Source organism: Dyadobacter sp. CY323 (genome assembly GCF_021390245.1).
Lineage (GTDB): Bacteria > Bacteroidota > Bacteroidia > Cytophagales > Spirosomataceae > Dyadobacter.
In genome coordinates this window covers 136,554-155,257 of record NZ_JAJUXH010000010.1, presented here as the reverse complement: position 1 = coordinate 155,257, position 18,704 = coordinate 136,554, and the positions used below count along the sequence as shown (strand labels likewise).

Sequence of the window (18,704 nt, the reverse complement as noted above, 5' to 3'; positions counted from 1 at the left end):
AAAAAACTACCGTTAAATAAACCTTTAAAAATGTTTTGCGAAAACCGCAAAATATCATGCGATTTCCGCAAAAGGGTATCCGAATTAATTCATTTGATTTGTGAGGTAATTAACCCTAAATCGAATATTAATATGAGCCCTAAAACATTCTTTGGTTTTTATTCCAGATGCTTTTTGATGGTAAGTATTTTTTGTCTGTCAACAATGATTTCTTATGCGCAAACAGATGACTTCATCACTGAAATTCCCATTGGAGAGGCTGTAAAAAGCGATTCACTAATAAAATATGAACAAATTATAAAGCGACACAGAAATATTAAAAGTCTTACTTATGTGAAAGTGGGCAACTTGGCCGAGGCTCAAAAAGATGGCTATCTCACCTTGCACTTACCTGGCAGCAACAAAGTAATAACAGCAAAAGGGAAAAGCATAAGGTATTTCTCTGAAAAGGATGATGAGTGGATTGGTAAAACGGATGACGATCGCGAGACTGTTATTCTATTAGCAAATAAAGGGGTAATTCAAGGGCATATTTCTACGCCGGATGGTGTTTACGAAATAGTACCAGCCCCAACTAATGGGCTTTATACGTTACAGGAAGTTGAAAGCACACAAATCGACTATGTAGGCTGTGGAGACGTTCCTATAAAAGTAAAAAAGGAAGAATCTTCGGCTGAACCTCCGGCGGAAGATTTCCATCTGTCGGGACAAAGGATGGACCCATGTAATTCCCAGACAAATCCGAGAGTCCTCGTTCTGTATACACCTAGTGCATTGGACGCTGCGGGCGGTAGCATAGCCGTAGTAGAAAGTATAGCGGCGATGGGCATTGCACAATTCAATTCTACTGTTAATAACAGTGGTGTGCAAAGCGGCGCTATATTATCATTGGCAGGAGTTGCACCTTTTGGGTTAATAGAAGATGAAGGTATGGGCGCTGACCTAGAAAAGCTGATCGCTAATGGTTCAGCCAGTACACTAAGAAATATTTTTTCGGCCGATTTGGTTGTGCTTTTTACTGATGGGTATTATTCTGAAGGGGATGTGAGAGGAATCTCAGGGTCAGTCAAATTGCAAAATGAGCGATCATTTTCTATTGTCGAGATATGGGCGGCGACCGCAAATAAAACTTTCCCACATGAAGTAGGTTATTTATTTGGCTGTCGCCATGACGGCCATGTAGACATACCCAACTATGCTCAGGGACATAATATGTCGATGGCTTATGGATGTGGACCGCACCATGATGAGCACCCATACTTCGAACGGCAGCAACAGGCTGCTGAATTTCTCAAACCCGAGTATTAACGTTGGAGGCAGAGCAACAGGCACGGCAGATCATAATAATGCAAAATGGATTAATGAGACATGTTCCATTGTTGGTAATTTCCGGCCTAACCCGGCTGGGACGTTTAATGTTTATCTGGAAGGACCGACTTATGTCGCATCGGAAGGATCACGGACGTATGAGATGGTTTATAAATGCGGTTTCGGCCCATATAGTTTTAGCTGGGAATACAGCTCAGACGGGGTAAATTATTACGCAACAGGATCTAATAGTGAAATCCTTACCTGGTATTTTTATGAGAGTCGAACCTTGTTTCTGAGAGGCACCATTACGACGAACGGACAGTCCTATACCTCATTCACGACTGTCGATGCTCAAATACCTAATTCTGGTCGTTTCGGAGTTTTCGAACCTATTGCAATTGAGGGTCAAAACCTCAAAACTTTTCCTAATCCGCCATTAGATGTCGTGAAAATTAAGTTCAGCATTGAAAAGTCAACAAAGGTAGAGCTCGATATTCTGGATCAAACTGGGAAGATCATCAAATCAATAAGTGGTAGTCCAGGGTTTTTAGAAGTGTGTAACTATACCAGAGAATGGAACACTCGGGACGTGCAAGCAGGTCTATATTTGTGCAGATTGCGGGCCAATAACGAAACCAGAATAAATCGTATCACTGTAATCAAATAAGCTATGAATCGGATCGTACTTTTTATTATCCTTCTGGTAGTCAATATAGGTTGTAATTTACAGTACGACGCCAGACCAAAAAATCCTTCTTGGGGTTTTCTAACTACAAAAATGAATGGGCAAGATTGGAATAAAACGTATCGGAATGGATATCAGGTCGTGCAAGGGTTAATCTCAACGGGAGCGGTTGGGAGTGCAATGCCTTGTAAGGGAGAATTTTATTATATTAATTCTGAGTTGTATACGGACCGGGGAGAAGTCCGGCAGCATCTAAGTTTGATAAAAGTGCCGATTGTGAAAGGCAAATATAAAGTGACACCCTATATCAATGGTCATTGTAGTGATAGCGATCCGGTGTATGGTATTTTATATACTCAATTTGGCGACGTAATGGATGATCAATACAACATTTTGACTAGCGAGAGCAATTTCTTGCAAATAGACAGTTATGATGATAAGTCGAAAGAAATTAAGGGAACTTTCCAATTAACTTTTGTACTGGAACGAGCAGGTTCTGGCCAAACCTTACCAGACACGATACGATTTAGAGAAGGTAAATTTCATACCAAAATAATGGATTTACGCAGGAAGTGAGAAGAGCCTTACACGCAATGGGTCGAGCAAGGCGCAAAAGATCAGAATTACATGAAAACGGTAACCATATTTCTGACATTAATATTTCCTTTTTTAGTAAATGGTCAATCAATTTATTCTAGAGACAAGATTATTTCAGGTAACACAACTTTCCTGGTAACTAAACCTAGTGAAATTGAACAGCGATTTGTTGTCCGAAATATTAATAACAGATTATTTAAAAGACGGGTAGTCATGCCACAGGCAATCAAGGGAGAGTACCTAAAATTTGTACATACCGACGATACTGAAAAAGTTAAAGTGAAAGGAATTATTACTGCCGCTATTGGCGATAGGATGGAAAAACTTGGCAATGAAAAACTACGTATTCAATATTATATAGATAAGCATGGAGTAATAAAGGAAATAAATTTTGTTTTGAGTCGAGACACAAAAATTTTACCAAATGACCTGAAACTAATTGAGCAGTATTTGAAAGAAAAGTACATTTTTAAAGTTGATTCGCTAAAATTAGCTGGTGTTGACTTTATTCCTTTTTTCTGGCCGGTTCATTTTTAAGTGATTGTTAATTAATCGGTTATTCTTAGTTACTAGCGATGAGGTAAAAAGTAGGTTTAGTTAGAATTCTTTGATCAAATAGCTATGAGCCGAATCATTTGTTTTATTGTCCTTCTGGTAGCTAGTATGAGTTGTAATCTACAATACGACGCCAGGCCAAGAAATCCTTCCTGGGGTTTTTTTACTACAAAAATGAACGGGCAGGAGTGGAATAAGACGTATCGGAATGGGTATCAAGTCGTTCAAGGATTAACAGCATCGGGAGCGGCGGGAAGTGCAATGCCTTGCAAGCGGGAGTATTACATTATTAATGCGGAGTTGTATACGAGTGAAGGATATATTAGGCAGAATCTTTATTTAAAAAAAGTGCCGATTGTGAAAGGTAAATACAAAGTAATACCTTATATCATGGATCACTGTAATGAAAGCGATCCGGTTTATGGCATTTTATATACTTGGATTGACGATGGCTGTGTTATCGGTGATGAATACAAGATTCTAGAGAGCGAGAATAACTTTTTGCAAATAGAAAGTTATAATGAAAAGTCAAAAGAAATAAAAGGAACTTTCCAATTAACCTTTGTGCTAGAGCGGGAAGGTTCTGACCATACCTTACCAGATACGTTACGATTTAGGGAAGGTAAATTTCATACCAAAATAATGGATTTACGCAGAAAGTGAAGAACGGAGGTATATTATTTATTTTTATAATGGAAGTAACTGCACCAAAAGTAGTACTCTGTAAATATCATTAGTTTGTTAATACAAGGGATGAACATAAAAAGAGCCATTATTCTCTCGAGAATTTTCATTTATATCATACTGCTAGTTCAATTCATTACCATAATATTCTTTAGTGTAGATGCATACAGCAGTAAACTGACCTGGTTATTTAATTGTGCGTTACTATTCTGTGTGCTTGTTATCCTGATTGTGAATTGGGTTAATGGACAGCCGATGAATAGAAGCATGACCAGACGCCTGATTTGGATCGCGTTATCTGTAATTATTTATTTTGGTGCTACTAATCGAGTGGTAAGACGTCATGTGCTGGTCTTTATGCAGTCGATTCGGCAGCCAAATACTTAGGAATTTTTCATCACCTTTCTTCTTCCTTAAACCAACCAGAGTACACAATATAATTATTGGCTGTTCGGTCAATAGCCGCATTCAACTCTTGGGAAACATCTTTGAGATATTTTGCCGGATTGCCTGCATAGATGGTGCCCGGCGGAATTTTCGTCCCCTGCGTTACAATCGCTCCAGCCGCCACAATCGACCCTTCTCCCACAACTGCCCCATCCATAACGATTGCCCCCATTCCAATCAGAACATGGTCTTCAATTGTACAGCCGTGGACAATTGCATTGTGTGCAATGGATACGTAATTGCCCACCGTTGTAGAAAAACGTTGATAGGTACAATGTATCACAGCCCCATCCTGGACATTTGAATGATGGCCGATCCGGATGCTGTTCACATCCCCCCTGATCACCGCATTGAACCAGACAGTGCAGTTCTCTCCCAGAATAACATCACCAACAATGGTCGCATTTTCGGCAAACCAGCAACTTTCGGGATACTGGGGCAGATGTCCTCGCACGGATTTTATAAGTGCCATAATGTGTAGCTGTTTTTATTTCGGATGCGTTTATAATTACAGTTTTGTGGAAAATAGCCAAAACCAGCGATACCTTTCCCATAGGCGTTAAAAATGTTACCAAAAAAGTGAATATATTCGAGTGAACTAATTTTATCTGCAGGTTATGTCTTCAGTTATGAATGTTTCAAAAGGAAGTCTGTTAATTGCCAAGCCTTTTCTTGGTGACCCGAATTTTGAGAGGGGTGTGATTGTGATGTGTGAGCACAATGATCAGGGAAGTTTTGGGTTTGTATTGAACCAAACGACTGATTTATTTTTGGGAGACGTCTTAGAAGAAACTATCTATCAGGATATTACCCTGCACCTGGGCGGGCCGGTCGAGAAGAACACGCTACACTTTATCCACCGCAGACCCGACCTCATTTCCGGAGGTGCTGAGATTATGAAGAATGTATATTGGGGCGGCGATTTCACAAGTGTGAAAACGTTACTGAACCTGAATACGCTACAACAGGACGATGTCCGTTTCTTTATCGGCTATTCGGGATGGAGCGGGGGGCAGCTGGACGAGGAGTTAAGCCAGGATTCATGGATTGTATCCAATACGACCTCTGACTTTTTGTTTACAACGCCCCCGGGTAACTTCTGGCGCGAAATTCTTCGCAATATGGGTGGAGAGTACCGATCGATCGCGCATTACCCGATTGACCCGCGTCTTAACTAAATTGTATTGCAGGTATAACTTCAATTTGGGCGATCCAGGCCTTTTACCGATTCATAATCCGACTTTATTCTCGAGACAGCACTCGTCAGAAAATGTTGTAATTCTTCATTAAATAATTTCTGATCATCCTCAGACAGACCTGCATACAAATCTTTCAACTCCCGGTTAATCTCCGCCCGTTCTGAATCCGACCCTGCGTTCATTGAGCGGATGTGAAATCTTTTAAAATCAAACTTTGCCATATTTCTTTAATTGAGGTTTCAAAATTATCAAAAACCATTGAGCTCGTAAAATCCGCCTTTGATGCGGTCGTTGATTCAGGTCGTACATAATATTCACAATCTGCGGGGGATGCCGAACGAGAAAACCAGGCATTGCGTTTAAAGTCAATATGATTACGTTTTTATACTAATGAATCGGACCTTCTTTTTTTTAATATTAACCTTCATTCTCGTTGCAATTGACTGGTACGTTTGGCAGGGTTTGAGGCTGGCCATCCGGAATTTGTCACCCTTCACCCAGCGCCTGGTTGGTGGTGCGTATTGGGGGCTCACCTTTCTGACGCTACTTTCATACATCGGAATGCAGTTGCTCCCCGCGGATTATTTCAAAAGCTCTACCCGAACGTTCGTTATTGCTTTCATTGCGATACCGTATTTGTCAAAGTTACTTGCGGTACTGATTTTGCTGATCGATGACATCCGACGTTTTTTCCAATTGATCGTTAGTTTCTTTATGCCTTCTGCGGCAACTATTTCTCCGGAGACAGGTGAGCATGTCATTCCAAGATCGCAGTTTCTTGCGACAACAGCCGTGGTGGCAGGTACGGGTTTAATGGGGACTTTCGCATTCGGGATCCTGTCGGGTGCACATGATTATCGCATTAGGCGCGTAAAGGTTCCACTCAAAAATCTTCCCCGCGCATTTCACGGAATGAAAATCGCCCAACTTTCAGACATCCATTCAGGCAGTTTTTTTAACAAAACAGCTGTAAAAGGAGGGGTGGAAATGCTGATGAGAGAAAAACCGGATATTGCATTTTTTACGGGTGACCTTGTAAACGACCGCGCAGTTGAAGTGAGAGATTACATCAATATATTTGACAAAGTGAAGGCGCCATTGGGTGTACATTCGGTTTTAGGAAACCATGATTACGGTGATTATTTTCAATGGCCCGACGTGAACGCCAAAAATAATAACCTATCTGACTTAAGAAAAGCGCATCAGTTGCTTGACTGGAATTTGATGCTCGATGAAAACCGGGCGATCCGGGTGGACGGAGAGGAAATTGGATTAATCGGGATTCAGAACTGGGGCGCTGGCAATTTTGCCAAGTATGGTAATCTTCAAAAAGCGTATCAGCATACAGAGGATTATCCGGTAAAAATTCTGTTATCACATGATCCAAGCCATTGGGGAGCGCAGGTTTTGCCCAAATACAAAGACATTGACCTGGCGCTGGCAGGCCATACTCATGGAATGCAGTTCGGGGTTGAAATTGGTAAGCTGAAATGGAGCCCGGTGCAATATCGTTATAAACAATGGGCGGGGCTATACGAGGAGAATGATCAGTATCTGTATGTCAATCGGGGTTTTGGTTATCTTGGTTATCCAGGTAGGGTTGGAATTTTGCCTGAAATAACGATTCTTGAACTGGTGAAGGCCTGAAAGTTAAAATTGGGTAGTTCTGCCTAATTCATTCATACGTTATTCCATTTTCGCAACGTTTATTAATTGATCACTGCTCAAAAAAATTCATTAAGATGATGAGAAAAATTGCTCCCTGGCTTCTGATTTTCGCATTGGTTTGCGGGGTTTCAGGTATAGAACCTTTAAACGCAAAACCGGCCGCTTCTAAAATGGAGCTGTTTGGGAAGAAGAAGAAATATAAGGGTTACAAAAAGCCTAAGTCCAAAAAAATCCTCGGAATTTTCAAGCGAAAAAGTGACTGCGGCTGTCCGAATAAGTAATCGTATCAGCGCATACAATTTTGTACATATTCAAGAGTAAGCATTGCCTGCATTTCAAAAAGATCTGGAGGGTTTTGCTTACTTTTGTATTTTAAAAACCAACCTATTAACGGCACTCTCGGGCCACGTTGAATGAAAATTAATCTTCGAAACCAGGATACATTTGAAAGCCGTCACCACGGCAAAGATGCGCAGGAGCTGCAGGAAATGCTGAATACGATCGGAGCCGCATCTCTGGATGAACTGATAGATCAGACACTTCCCCAAGCCATACGTTTGGCAAAGCCACTATATCTTCCAAAACCAAAGAGTGAGCAGGAGTTTTTGCAGGGCATTAAAAAAATTGCCTCTAAAAATGCAGTGCTCAAATCTTACATTGGTACGGGTTATTATGACACCATTACCCCAAATGTCATTTTGAGGAACATCCTCGAAAATCCGGCCTGGTATACCGCATATACGCCATATCAGGCGGAAATCGCCCAAGGCAGGCTGGAAATGCTTCTGAATTTTCAGACGGTTATTACAGACCTGACTGGCATGGAGATCGCAAATGCGTCGCTGCTGGATGAGGCTACTGCCGCCGCCGAAGCGATGACGATGCTGCACAGTCTGAGGCCAGCCGCGAAGAAAAAGGCAAATACGTTTTTCGTTTCAGAACTTTGCCATCCCCAAACCATCGATTTGATCCATACTCGTGCCAAACCAATTGGTATTGAGGTGATTGTAGGAAATCATGCCACTTTTGACCTGACTAATGAAAACGTTTATGGCGTACTTGTTCAGTATCCGGCGACGAATGGAGAGGTAATCGATTATACGGATTTCATCGCATCCGCGCATAATCTGCACGTAACTGTTGCGGTAGCCGCTGACCTCCTGGCATTAGTACTTCTGAAATCTCCGGGAGAAATGGGCGCTGATGTGGTAGTTGGATCTTCGCAGCGTTTTGGTGTTCCGATGGGCTATGGTGGTCCTCACGCAGCATTTTTTGCAACCAAAGACTCATTCAAGCGTAATATTCCGGGACGTATCATCGGAGTTTCCGTGGATGGCGAAGGGAATCGTGCATTACGGATGGCACTTCAGACGCGCGAGCAGCATATCCGGAGAGAAAAGGCTACGTCTAACATTTGTACTGCCCAGGTACTGTTGGCAGTGATAGCCGGAGCATATTCCGTTTACCATGGTCCCGAGGGCATAAAAGTGATTGCTTCACGGGTTCACGGACTAACAAAATTGTTTGTTGAGACGATCAGGAAGTTTCATTATGAAGTTGTTACAGAAAATTACTTTGACACAGTCACCATTCAGACGACGCTGGGCAGGAAACTCAGAGAAACGTCTTTGAAATATGGCATCAATTTGAAGTATAATAAAGAAGAAAGCGTCACGGTTGCATTTGACGAAGCTAAGACTTTCGACGACGTCATCGCATTGCTGAATGTATTTGCAGAAGTGTCTGGCTTTCAAGGTGAAATGGTAATTGATGAAGACCTTGAATTTGCTTTCCCGGAAAATCTCGAACGCAAATCTGATTTTCTGACTCATCCGGTTTTTAATACCCATCATACTGAGCACGAGATGCTTCGGTATTTGAAATCACTGGAAAATAAGGATTTATCATTGGTTCATTCGATGATTTCGCTAGGAAGTTGCACCATGAAACTGAATGCGACTGCGGAAATGATTCCGTTGACCTGGCCGGAATTTGGTGGAATTCACCCATTCGCTCCGACAAACCAGGTGGGCGGGTATGCTCAGTTGGTGAGTGAGCTAAATGTTTGGCTTTGCGAGATCACTGGATTTGCGGCAATGTCGTTTCAACCAAATTCAGGTGCACAAGGAGAATATGCAGGTTTAATGGCGATCCGGGCATATCATGAGAGCCGCGGGGAACATCACCGCAATGTGGCCCTCATACCGCAATCAGCGCATGGAACCAATCCCGCTTCTGCCGTGATGGCCGGAATGAGGGTTGTAGTTACAAAAACTGATGAGAGAGGAAATATCGATGTGGCCGATCTGAAAGCAAAAGCAGAACAATACGGCAGCGATCTGTCTTGCCTGATGGTCACCTACCCGTCCACTCACGGAGTGTACGAGGAAAGTATCATTGAGATATGTGAAATGATCCATTCGCATGGCGGACAGGTGTATATGGATGGCGCAAATATGAATGCGCAGGTAGGGTTAACAAGTCCGGCCAGCATTGGTGCGGATGTTTGCCACTTGAACCTGCATAAGACTTTTTGTATCCCTCATGGCGGCGGCGGACCCGGGGTTGGACCGATTGGGGTTGCGGAACATTTGATGCCATTCTTACCGGGACACATTAATTTCAGTACCCAGCCGGAACATTTGCCGGCAGGCGAAGCAGGAGCAGTTTCTGCGGCACCTTATGGCAGCGCCAGCATCCTTACTATTTCATATGCGTACATCGCGATGATGGGCAGTGAGGGGCTTATAAATGCTACGAAATATGCGATTCTCAATGCGAATTACATTAAAGAGCGTTTGAGCGGACATTATGACGTACTTTACACAGGTACAAATGGACGTTGCGCGCATGAAATGATTCTGGATTGTCGTTCATTTAAATCCGCTGGCGTAGAAGCCGAGGATCTCGCAAAACGTTTGATGGATTACGGATTTCATGCACCAACACTGTCATTCCCAGTTGCGGGTACATTGATGATCGAACCGACGGAATCAGAATCAAAAGCGGAACTCGACCGTTTTTGTGACGCCATGATTTCAATCCGTAATGAGGTCAGAGAAATTGAAGAAGGTACCGCAGATCGCTCTGACAATGTCTTGAAACATGCGCCGCATACTTCAAGAGTTCTATTGAGCGAATCCTGGAATAGATCTTACAGTCGTGAAAAGGCGGCATTTCCACTTCCATATTTGCGTTTCAATAAATTCTGGCCAAGTGTCAGCCGTGTTGATAGCGCCTATGGTGATCGCAACCTGATCTGCTCATGCATTCCGGTGGAAGCTTACGCGGAAGAGGCGGCTAATTGATCTGAAACAAGGCATTAAAAAAGGAGACAATCGCCCGATCGTCTCCTTTTTTTGTATTCGTATGAAGGTAATTGGCTATTTTAGAAATGCCGCTCTCCAATTTCTCTTTTACCCAACATAACAGCTCCTACCATAGCCACTAAAAGCAAAATGGATACAAGCTCAAACGGTAAAAGATATTCACGGAACAGCAAATGACCGAGGTTTTCTATCATACCAATCTGAGAATCGAATGTTTCCGGGCTGTACGATGGGACAATGCTTTTACGATATGCACCGAAAAGAATCACAAAAACTGTTCCTCCGACAATTGTAGCGGCGATTTTGGTCAGGTTCGTTTTTGACTCTTCATTATCTTGTTTCATATTCAAAAACATGATCACGAAGAGAAACAATACCATAATGGCCCCCGCATAAACGATGATGTTCACTGCCGCCAGAAACTGAGCATTTAGCAGAATATAATGGCCGGACAAAGTAAAGAATGTCAGGATCAGATAAAGTACGCTGTGGATCGGGTTACGCGAGACAACCACCATTACTGCACTGAGAATGGTGAGGAAAGAAAGGAAATAGAAAAAAGATACGGTTGAATTCATGACATTAATTACTTCTGAAAGTATGGGTTAATCCGCTCACGGGATAGCTCTTGGAACAACGTTGGTAACTTCTCCGCTGGCTCTTTTTGCATCGAGCGCATGAGCTTCTTCTTTGGTCCAGGCTTCACGGGTGTAGCGGTTAGTCATATCTTCTACCAGCAAATCTTTCCCCCAGATCACCTGATCGCGTTCCGTAAAAACAGGAATAAACTCGTCGTGACGAAGGTAGACAGCTTGTTTTGGACAAGCTTCTTCGCATAAACCGCAGAATATGCACCGCAACATATTTACTTCGTAAACAGCTGCGTATTTTTCTTCCCGGTACAACTTTTCTTCTCCCTTTTCACGTTCAGCCGCAACGATCTGAATGGCTTCTGCAGGACAAGCTACGGCACAAAGGCCACAGGCTGTGCAGCGTTCCCGACCATCTTCATCACGTTTAAGAATATGCCTTCCCCTGAAAACAGGGCCCAGATAACGTTTTACCTCAGGATATTGAATCGTAACTTTCTTGGAGAAAAAATGTTTGATGGTGATGGCCAGACCTGTTGCAATCGCCGGCAGGTATGCGCGTTCCATCAACGTCATTTCTTTATTGCTGACTTGCTTAGAGCGGTTGGTCAATTGCATAGCAATGCGTTTTTGAAAATTTTAGTTTAACCACGCGGTGATAACAGGCTTCAAGAAAAGCACAGCGGCACCAGTGATTATGATATTAAAAATGGCCAGCGGAATGAGTTTCTTCCAGCCAAGGTTCATCAATTGGTCATAACGGAAACGCGGGATTGTCCAGCGAACCCACATGTAAAAGAATATAAAGAATATAGCCTTGCCAAAGAAGACGGCGGTGCCGATCAATGTAGCTATATTATGACCTGTTTCAGATCCCAACGCCTGAGTAAGCTGGCTGTAAACCCAATCCATGCCCGGGTAGTTATATCCGCCAAAATACAAGACCGAAATGATCGCCGAGGAAATGAACATGTTGATGTATTCTGCAAACAGGTAAAAACCCAGCTTCATACTTCCATATTCGGTGTGATAGCCTCCCACGAGCTCGGTTTCGCATTCAGGAAGGTCAAATGGGACACGGTTACATTCAGCAAATGAGCAGGTTATAAAGATTATGAAGCCCAGTGGCTGGTAAAAAATATTCCAGTTAGCTCCGTGCTGCTGTGCAACGATCTCGCCCAATGAAAGTGAACTGCTCATCATCAAAATGGCAATCAGGGACAAACCCATCGCCACTTCATAGCTAATATTCTGAGAAGCCGCCCGGATTGCACCAAGCAATGAAAATTTATTATTGGAAGCCCAGCCTCCGATCATAATTCCATAAACACCAAGTGCTACAACGCCAAAAACGTACAAGATACCAATGTTGGACTCAACACCTTGCAGCACCACTTCATGGCCATTGATTTTGAATGTGCTTCCAAACGGGATCACGGCGCTGGCAAGCAATGCAGTGAGCATCGCTAAACTCGGGCCGGCTATAAAAAGCCATTTGTTGGCTAATGCAGGAATAAAGTCTTCCTTGAAAAACATTTTACCTGCATCAGCCAGCGGCTGTAACAATCCACCCCATCCCGCGCGGTTGGGTCCCTCACGGTCCTGAATAAAACCAGCTACTTTGCGCTCGGCCCAGGTCGAATACATGGCGATGACCAGGGTGAGGACGAAAACGACGAAGATGGTTGCTGTTTTTACTAAAAACTCAATTAAATCCATTTTAAAGCCGGGTTATCGGCAGCATTTCTGCTGCTACTAATTATTTTTTGCTAACAAAGAACGGTGATTTGCCTTGTCGTTATTTTCAATGCTTTGCTGACGGATCGTCTCCCCGTCAGTCACAAATTCTCTGGTATCATCAATCGGTTTGAACTGAGTGGCAGCTAGTTTTAGAGCGAAATCAGGCTTTTTGATGAGATCTGCACGGTACTTGTTGGCTGAGATCACCGAGCTGCGCTTCACTTTTGTCGGCCCTTCCAATACCCAGTCGCTGGTTTTTTTCCTTTCAAAACGGCAGGTATTGCAAATGAACTCGTTCACTTCTCCCCAGGTATTTTTGCGTGCGGTAACTCGGATCACTTCATCGCCCCGATACCATAAGGTTACTTTTCCGCTGCATTTAGAACAATCACAATGCGCATCTTCCGGTTTCGAGAACCATACCCTGTTTTTAAAGCGGTATGTTTTGTCGGTTAAAGCTCCTACCGGACAAACGTCGATCACATTGCCTGAGAAATCGTTATCGATCGCCTTTTCGATGTATGTACTGATCTCGGACGCATCCCCGCGGTTCATTACACCGTGAACACGCTTATCTGTGATCTGATCCGCAGTGTATACACAACGGTAGCAAAGTATGCAGCGCGTCATGTGCAACTGCACGAATGGGCCAATGTCTATTTTGTCAAAAGTACGTCTGTCTTCCTCGTAACGGGTTTTTACCGATCCATGCTCAAATGCAAAATCCTGCAAATGACACTCACCAGCCTGGTCGCAAATCGGACAGTCGAGCGGGTGGTTGATCAGTAAAAATTCAACTATACTTTTGCGCGTGTCCAGAACTCCCTGATTGGTAGTGTTTTCCACAACCATACCCTCCTGAACCTGTGTAATGCAGGACGGAACGAGTTTCGGCATTGGGCGAGGATCTTTTGCGGATCCCTGCGCCACTTTTACCAGACATGCCCTGCACTTCCCACCCGAAGTCGGAAGTGGTTTATAGTAGCACATTGCCGGCGGAACAAGGTGGCCCTGGCTTTCATCCGCTTCTGCAATTTTCCGTGCAGCTTGCATGATGGTAGTACCAGGTTCCACTTCAACTTCAATGCCGTCGAATGTGATTTTTATTAACTGCGGTTTCGTTTCTTCCATGCCAAATAATGTACATTATGCCCTGGTTGTTATACCAGCGCCATTTCTCCCTGATATACAGCTCCTGGTTGTGAAGCTTCGTGAGGATTGGTAATATGCCACATAAATTCATCCCTGAAGTGGCGTATCGCACTGGCAACCGGCCAGGCAGCAGCGTCACCTAGTGGACAAATGGTGTTTCCTTCTATTTTTTTTGATATATCAACCAAAAGGTCGACATCATGCATACTTCCATGTCCGTGCTCTATGCGATGCAGGACTTTTTCCATCCAGCCGGTTCCTTCACGGCACGGGCTGCATTGTCCGCAAGATTCGTGGTGATAAAAACGTGCGAAATTCCAGGTATTTCTTACAATGCAGGCTGTTTCATCAAAAACGATAAATCCACCTGACCCGAGCATGGTACCTGTCGCAAATCCACCGTCCGAAAGAGATTCATAAGACATCAGACGATCTTCGCCATTTGCTGTTTTCATGATCAGATGAGCTGGCAGAATGGGTACGGATGATCCGCCGGCAACCAAAGCTTTCAAATGATGACCGTCTCTAATGCCGCCGCAGTATTCATCCGAATTCAAAAATTCTTCAACACTTACACCGAGTTCAATTTCATAAACCCCTGGCTTTTTAATATGCCCGGAAGCAGAAATCAATTTGGTACCTGTGCTTCTTCCAATTCCAATTCCCGCATAAGCATCCGCTCCATTATTGATGATCCATGGCATATTAGCAATGGATTCTACATTATTCACAACCGTTGGACTTTGATATAATCCTTTTACCGCCGGGAATGGAGGTTTATTTCTCGGGTTTCCTCTTTTACCTTCAAGCGATTCGAGCAGGGCAGTTTCTTCGCCACATATATATGCACCACCTCCGGATTGTACGATCAGTTCAAGATCGTATCCGGTACCCAAAATGTTCTGACCTAAAAATCCAGCCGCTTTTGCTTCTGCAATCGCTTTTTCAAGGATGTGGATCACGTACATCAGTTCACCCCGAACATAGATGAATGATTTTTTGGCACCTAATGCAAAACTGCCAATAATCATCCCCTCGATTAATAAATGCGGGATCGACTTCATCAGGTAATGATCCTTGAAGGTTCCTGGTTCCGATTCGTCCGCGTTGCAAACAAGATATCTTGGAACACCCTCAGGTTTAGCCAAAAAGCCCCATTTCATACCCATCGGAAATCCTGCGCCACCTCTTCCTCTCACTCCTGATTTCTTAGTTTCTTCCACGATCTCATCCGGAGTCATGGTTTTCAAAGCCTTTTCAACGGCTGTATAACCTCCCTGTCTGCGATACACATCGAAAGTTTCAATGCCAGGGACGTTGATATGTTCCGTTAATATTTTTTTAGCCATTTGAGGATACTGTTTTCAGCCTTTAAATGCTTATTTACTTAAATCTTCAATAATCTGATCTACTTTTTCATTGGTCAGATTCATATAATATTTTTCTCTGATCTGAAAAACCGGACCCCATCCGCAGGCAGCAAGACACTCGACTTCTTTTAATGTAAAAAGTCCGTCTGCGGTAGTTTGCCCGGCTTCCACTCCGAGTTTTTGTTTCAAATAACCATACACATCTTCTCCACCCATGAGGCAGCAAGGTCCGGTTCTGCAATATTCGATCACATGTTTGCCTACGGGATCGAGATGGTACATGGTGTAGAATGTAGCCACTTCGTACACTTCAACCGGCTCGAGACTTAAAATACCTGCCACATAGTCCATTACCTCACTGCTGAGCCAGCCCCACTGTTCCTGGGCTACGTGCAAAACAGGTAAGAGAGCCGACTTTTGGCGGCCCTCCGGATATCTTGCAATAATGTCTTTTACTTTCTCCAGTCTTTCCGGCGTAAATGCAACCAGATTAGGTGTTTCAGTCATTTCTTAGATACGATCTTTAAACAAACTTTAAGCGTCGAGTTCGCCCGCAATTACATTGAGGCTACTCATCGTCAGAATGGCATCCGACAATGTACTTCCTTTGCACATTTCAGGATAAGCCTGATAATAAATGAAACTTGGCCTGCGGAAATGCAAACGGTACGGGGCACGTCCGCCATCGCTGATCAGGTAAAAACCAAGTTCTCCGTTTCCGCCCTCGACAGCATGATAAACTTCACCGATCGGAGCATCAATTTCCCCCATTACGATCTTGAAATGGTAGATAAGTGCCTCCATGCTTCTGTAAACCTCTTGTTTAGGAGGCAAATAATATTCAGGAGCATCGGCATAAAAAGGTCCTTCCGGAAGATTGTTAATCGCTTGTTCTACGATTTTTAAACTTTGCCACATTTCCTCGTTACGCACCATATAACGATCGTACGTATCACCATTTTGACCAATCGGAATGGTAAAGTCAAAATCCTCATACGAAGAATAAGGATTCATAACCCTGACGTCATAGTCCAGTCCGGCTGCGCGCAGGTTAGGGCCTGTGAAACCGTATGAGATCGCTCTCTCCATTGAGATTGGACCTACGTTAATGGTACGGTCCATGAAGATCCGGTTGCGGTTCAAAAGCTTTTCAAGCTCGCGTAAAACAGGTGGGAATGATTTTATAAATTCATGGATCTTGCGGATTGCGGTATTTGAAAGATCTCTTTCCATGCCGCCCACCCGGCCCATATTCGTAGTCAGACGTGCGCCGCAAACCTCTTCGTAAATCTCGTAAACCTCTTCCCTTTTTTGCATAACATACAAAAAGCCCGTAAAGGCCCCGGTATCCACACCAAGAATGCTATTGCAAATAATATGATCGGTAATGCGGGCCAGCTCCATCATGATTACGCGGATATATTGCGCGCGTTTCGGAACTTCAACACCCAGCAGCTTTTCCACAGTCATATGCCAGCCCATATTATTGATCGGGGAGGAGCAATAATTCATGCGGTCTGTAAGCGTGGTAATTTGGTAAAAAGCCCTTCTTTCCGCTATTTTTTCAAAAGCACGGTGTATATACCCAATCGTCTGCTCACCCGAAACGATCTTTTCCCCATCCATTTTCAGGATATTCTGGAAAATTCCGTGCGTTGCAGGGTGGGTCGGGCCAAGATTGAGTGTGGTTAATTCCTCAACCAGTTCGGGCAAATCGGACTTTGAGGGAACGTTATGCGGTAATAATTCAATATCTGCCATAATAACTCAATATAAGATCAGCGGCCAAAAAGGGCATCAGTTTTATCTTCACGTGTGGCATCTTCCAATGCATATTGTCTGCGCATGGGAAAGTAGTCCATCTCTTCGATATTCAGAATCCGGATGAGGTTAGGGTGCCCGTCAAACAGGATTCCAAAAAAGTCATAGGTTTCGCGTTCCATCCAGTTGGCACTTGCAAAGAGGCCCGTTGCCGTCGGAATATGAATATCTTCTTCTGCAATGGAAACCTTGATCCGTATCCTGAAATTATGGATAAAGCTATGCATGTGGTACACCACCATAAATTCCTTCGACGCATTGTCCGGATAATGTATTCCGCACAAGTCGGTCAGAAAAATGACCTGGTAGGTTTTATGATCACGCAAAAATTCGAGCATTGGTATAATCTGCTCGCGGGTGGTTGAAAGCGTTAAAAGTCCGTAAGGCTCTTCAAAATCAAAAGCTTGATCACCAAATTTTTCCAAAAGTGCTTCCGCTACCTCCTGATTCGTCAGCATATCGGTTACTGAATGTTATAAGAAGACAATAATTGCTGGTATTCATCGGTATTTCTCCGGCGAAGTTTTTCATTCTGTGCCAAATACTGTATTTGCATAAGGCCATCAATGATCTGTTCTGGTCGTGGCGGGCATCCGGGCACATACACATCAACCGGGATAATCCTGTCGATACCCTGCAAAACGCTGTAAGTATCGAAAATACCTCCACTGGATGCACAAGCTCCAACCGCCATAACCCAGCGGGGTTCAGCCATTTGAAGGTATACCTGCTTTACAACCGGCGCCATCTTTTTCGCAATGGTACCCATTACCATGAGCAGATCGGCCTGACGTGGCGAAAAGCTTGGACGTTCAGACCCAAAGCGTGAAATATCATAATGCGCACCCATGGTTGCCATAAATTCAATTCCGCAACAAGAGGTGGCAAAAGGCAAAGGCCAAAGTGAATAGCTGCGTGCCAGTCCGATGGCCTCGTCAAATGAAGTTGCAAAAAAACCAGATCCGCTATGTCCTTGCGGAGCCTCCACAATCGTTACTTCTTTCATAATTTTTCCCAATTCAAGGTTTGTGGCTTACTCTTCCCAGTTCAATACACCCTTGCGGATGACATAATAAAAACCGGATAACAGGAGCGCCATAAACAATAACATCTCAATGAACCCAAACATTCCGAGGCCTTTAAAGTTTACAGCCCAGGGATACATAAATATCACTTCAACGTCAAAAAGAACGAACAGGATTGCAACTAAAAAGTACTTAACGGAAATTGGTGTCCGGGCATCACCCACCGATTCGATGCCGCATTCAAATGGGTCATCCTTTAATTTGCTCTTCCGGCTTGGCCCAATCAAATGCGTTACGATCATCGTTCCGCCAATGAAAGCCGCAGCAAGTAGAAATTGAACTAAAATAGGTAGGTAATCGGAAGGAAGATATGTGTTTTTCATTGAAAGAACGCTATGATAATCTCAGGTCGTCAGGCTTGTCAAAATGTATAAAGGGTACTGTTTTCCTATATCTCAAAATTAGCCTTTGCAAATTTATCAATCAAATTCTTTACTTTTTCTTTTGTTTAATTAGGATCATACTAAATAA

General features: G+C 43.5%; 21 protein-coding genes. 9 read left to right on the top strand and 12 right to left on the bottom strand.

What is annotated here, in order from left to right; translation table 11 throughout:
• The first annotated feature begins 132 nt into the window (after nucleotides 1–132).
• From LZG72_RS16035 to LZG72_RS16015, 5 genes are all read left to right on the top strand, one after another.
• On the top strand, nucleotides 133–1,308 hold the full coding sequence (locus LZG72_RS16035) for a zinc-dependent metalloprotease (RefSeq protein WP_233874396.1): 1,176 nt from the start codon (nucleotides 133–135) through the stop codon (nucleotides 1,306–1,308).
• Nucleotides 1,244–1,978, top strand: coding sequence for a T9SS type A sorting domain-containing protein (locus tag LZG72_RS16030; protein ID WP_233874393.1), 735 nt, complete (start codon nucleotides 1,244–1,246; stop codon nucleotides 1,976–1,978). Before LZG72_RS16035 ends, LZG72_RS16030 begins: the two co-directional genes overlap by 65 nt.
• Before the next feature lie 3 nt (nucleotides 1,979–1,981).
• On the top strand, nucleotides 1,982–2,572 hold the full coding sequence (locus tag LZG72_RS16025) for a hypothetical protein (protein WP_233874390.1): 591 nt from the start codon (nucleotides 1,982–1,984) through the stop codon (nucleotides 2,570–2,572).
• Between the two features lie 51 nt (nucleotides 2,573–2,623).
• Nucleotides 2,624–3,130, top strand: a complete 507-nt coding sequence (locus tag LZG72_RS16020) for a hypothetical protein (RefSeq protein WP_233874387.1) — start codon at nucleotides 2,624–2,626, stop codon at nucleotides 3,128–3,130.
• A gap of 84 nt (nucleotides 3,131–3,214) precedes the next feature.
• A complete protein-coding gene (locus tag LZG72_RS16015) occupies nucleotides 3,215–3,811 on the top strand; it encodes a hypothetical protein (protein ID WP_233874384.1) in 597 nt (198 codons plus the stop codon).
• Between the two features lie 418 nt (nucleotides 3,812–4,229).
• Here LZG72_RS16015 and LZG72_RS16010 read toward each other — a convergent pair whose 3' ends face one another.
• Entirely contained in the window at nucleotides 4,230–4,751 is a 522-nt protein-coding gene (locus tag LZG72_RS16010) for a gamma carbonic anhydrase family protein (protein ID WP_233874381.1), read from the bottom strand.
• A gap of 145 nt (nucleotides 4,752–4,896) precedes the next feature.
• Between LZG72_RS16010 and LZG72_RS16005 the strand changes: the two genes are divergently transcribed.
• On the top strand, nucleotides 4,897–5,457 hold the full coding sequence (locus LZG72_RS16005) for a YqgE/AlgH family protein (protein ID WP_233874378.1): 561 nt from the start codon (nucleotides 4,897–4,899) through the stop codon (nucleotides 5,455–5,457).
• Between the two features lie 20 nt (nucleotides 5,458–5,477).
• Here LZG72_RS16005 and LZG72_RS16000 read toward each other — a convergent pair whose 3' ends face one another.
• Nucleotides 5,478–5,699 carry a hypothetical protein gene (locus LZG72_RS16000; RefSeq protein WP_233874376.1) on the bottom strand — a complete coding sequence of 74 codons (222 nt, stop codon included), beginning with the start codon at nucleotides 5,697–5,699 and terminating at the stop codon, nucleotides 5,478–5,480.
• 169 nt (nucleotides 5,700–5,868) lie between these two features.
• Here LZG72_RS16000 and LZG72_RS15995 point away from each other — a divergent pair, with 169 nt between their 5' ends.
• From LZG72_RS15995 to gcvP, 3 genes are all read left to right on the top strand, one after another.
• Nucleotides 5,869–7,125, top strand: coding sequence for a metallophosphoesterase (locus LZG72_RS15995; protein ID WP_233874373.1), 1,257 nt, complete (start codon nucleotides 5,869–5,871; stop codon nucleotides 7,123–7,125).
• A gap of 95 nt (nucleotides 7,126–7,220) precedes the next feature.
• Complete coding sequence (locus tag LZG72_RS15990) at nucleotides 7,221–7,427, top strand: hypothetical protein (protein WP_233874370.1); 207 nt, start codon at nucleotides 7,221–7,223, stop codon at nucleotides 7,425–7,427.
• A gap of 132 nt (nucleotides 7,428–7,559) precedes the next feature.
• Nucleotides 7,560–10,454: an aminomethyl-transferring glycine dehydrogenase gene (gene gcvP / locus LZG72_RS15985; protein ID WP_233874367.1), complete on the top strand. Its 2,895-nt coding sequence runs from the start codon at nucleotides 7,560–7,562 to the stop codon at nucleotides 10,452–10,454.
• An 80-nt stretch (nucleotides 10,455–10,534) separates the two neighbouring features.
• On the opposite strand, the gene LZG72_RS15980 is transcribed toward gcvP, so the two are convergent.
• From LZG72_RS15980 to LZG72_RS15935, 10 genes are read right to left on the bottom strand one after another with little or no spacing between them, the layout of a single operon-like run.
• A complete protein-coding gene (locus LZG72_RS15980; protein ID WP_233874364.1) occupies nucleotides 10,535–11,053 on the bottom strand; it encodes an NADH-quinone oxidoreductase subunit J in 519 nt (172 codons plus the stop codon).
• A gap of 36 nt (nucleotides 11,054–11,089) precedes the next feature.
• Nucleotides 11,090–11,683, bottom strand: a complete 594-nt coding sequence (locus LZG72_RS15975; RefSeq protein ID WP_233874361.1) for an NADH-quinone oxidoreductase subunit I — start codon at nucleotides 11,681–11,683, stop codon at nucleotides 11,090–11,092.
• A 21-nt stretch (nucleotides 11,684–11,704) separates the two neighbouring features.
• Nucleotides 11,705–12,784 carry an NADH-quinone oxidoreductase subunit NuoH gene (nuoH, locus tag LZG72_RS15970; protein WP_233874358.1) on the bottom strand — a complete coding sequence of 360 codons (1,080 nt, stop codon included), beginning with the start codon at nucleotides 12,782–12,784 and terminating at the stop codon, nucleotides 11,705–11,707.
• 36 nt (nucleotides 12,785–12,820) lie between these two features.
• The gene (locus LZG72_RS15965; RefSeq protein ID WP_233874355.1) at nucleotides 12,821–13,936 is read right to left on the bottom strand and encodes a 2Fe-2S iron-sulfur cluster-binding protein; all 1,116 of its coding nucleotides are present in this window, start codon (nucleotides 13,934–13,936) and stop codon (nucleotides 12,821–12,823) included.
• A 29-nt stretch (nucleotides 13,937–13,965) separates the two neighbouring features.
• The gene (gene nuoF, locus LZG72_RS15960; protein WP_233874352.1) at nucleotides 13,966–15,306 is read right to left on the bottom strand and encodes an NADH-quinone oxidoreductase subunit NuoF; all 1,341 of its coding nucleotides are present in this window, start codon (nucleotides 15,304–15,306) and stop codon (nucleotides 13,966–13,968) included.
• A 30-nt stretch (nucleotides 15,307–15,336) separates the two neighbouring features.
• Nucleotides 15,337–15,834: an NAD(P)H-dependent oxidoreductase subunit E gene (gene nuoE / locus LZG72_RS15955; protein ID WP_233874349.1), complete on the bottom strand. Its 498-nt coding sequence runs from the start codon at nucleotides 15,832–15,834 to the stop codon at nucleotides 15,337–15,339.
• Nucleotides 15,835–15,861: 27 nt separating this feature from the next.
• Nucleotides 15,862–17,088 (bottom strand): NADH dehydrogenase (quinone) subunit D, encoded by a 1,227-nt coding sequence (nuoD, locus tag LZG72_RS15950; RefSeq protein WP_233874346.1) that lies wholly within the window; start codon nucleotides 17,086–17,088, stop codon nucleotides 15,862–15,864.
• Between the two features lie 17 nt (nucleotides 17,089–17,105).
• Complete coding sequence (locus LZG72_RS15945; protein WP_233874343.1) at nucleotides 17,106–17,606, bottom strand: NADH-quinone oxidoreductase subunit C; 501 nt, start codon at nucleotides 17,604–17,606, stop codon at nucleotides 17,106–17,108.
• A gap of 5 nt (nucleotides 17,607–17,611) precedes the next feature.
• Nucleotides 17,612–18,154 carry an NADH-quinone oxidoreductase subunit B gene (locus tag LZG72_RS15940; protein ID WP_233874340.1) on the bottom strand — a complete coding sequence of 181 codons (543 nt, stop codon included), beginning with the start codon at nucleotides 18,152–18,154 and terminating at the stop codon, nucleotides 17,612–17,614.
• 27 nt (nucleotides 18,155–18,181) lie between these two features.
• Entirely contained in the window at nucleotides 18,182–18,556 is a 375-nt protein-coding gene (locus tag LZG72_RS15935) for an NADH-quinone oxidoreductase subunit A (RefSeq protein WP_233874337.1), read from the bottom strand.
• Nucleotides 18,557–18,704: the final 148 nt, after the last annotated feature.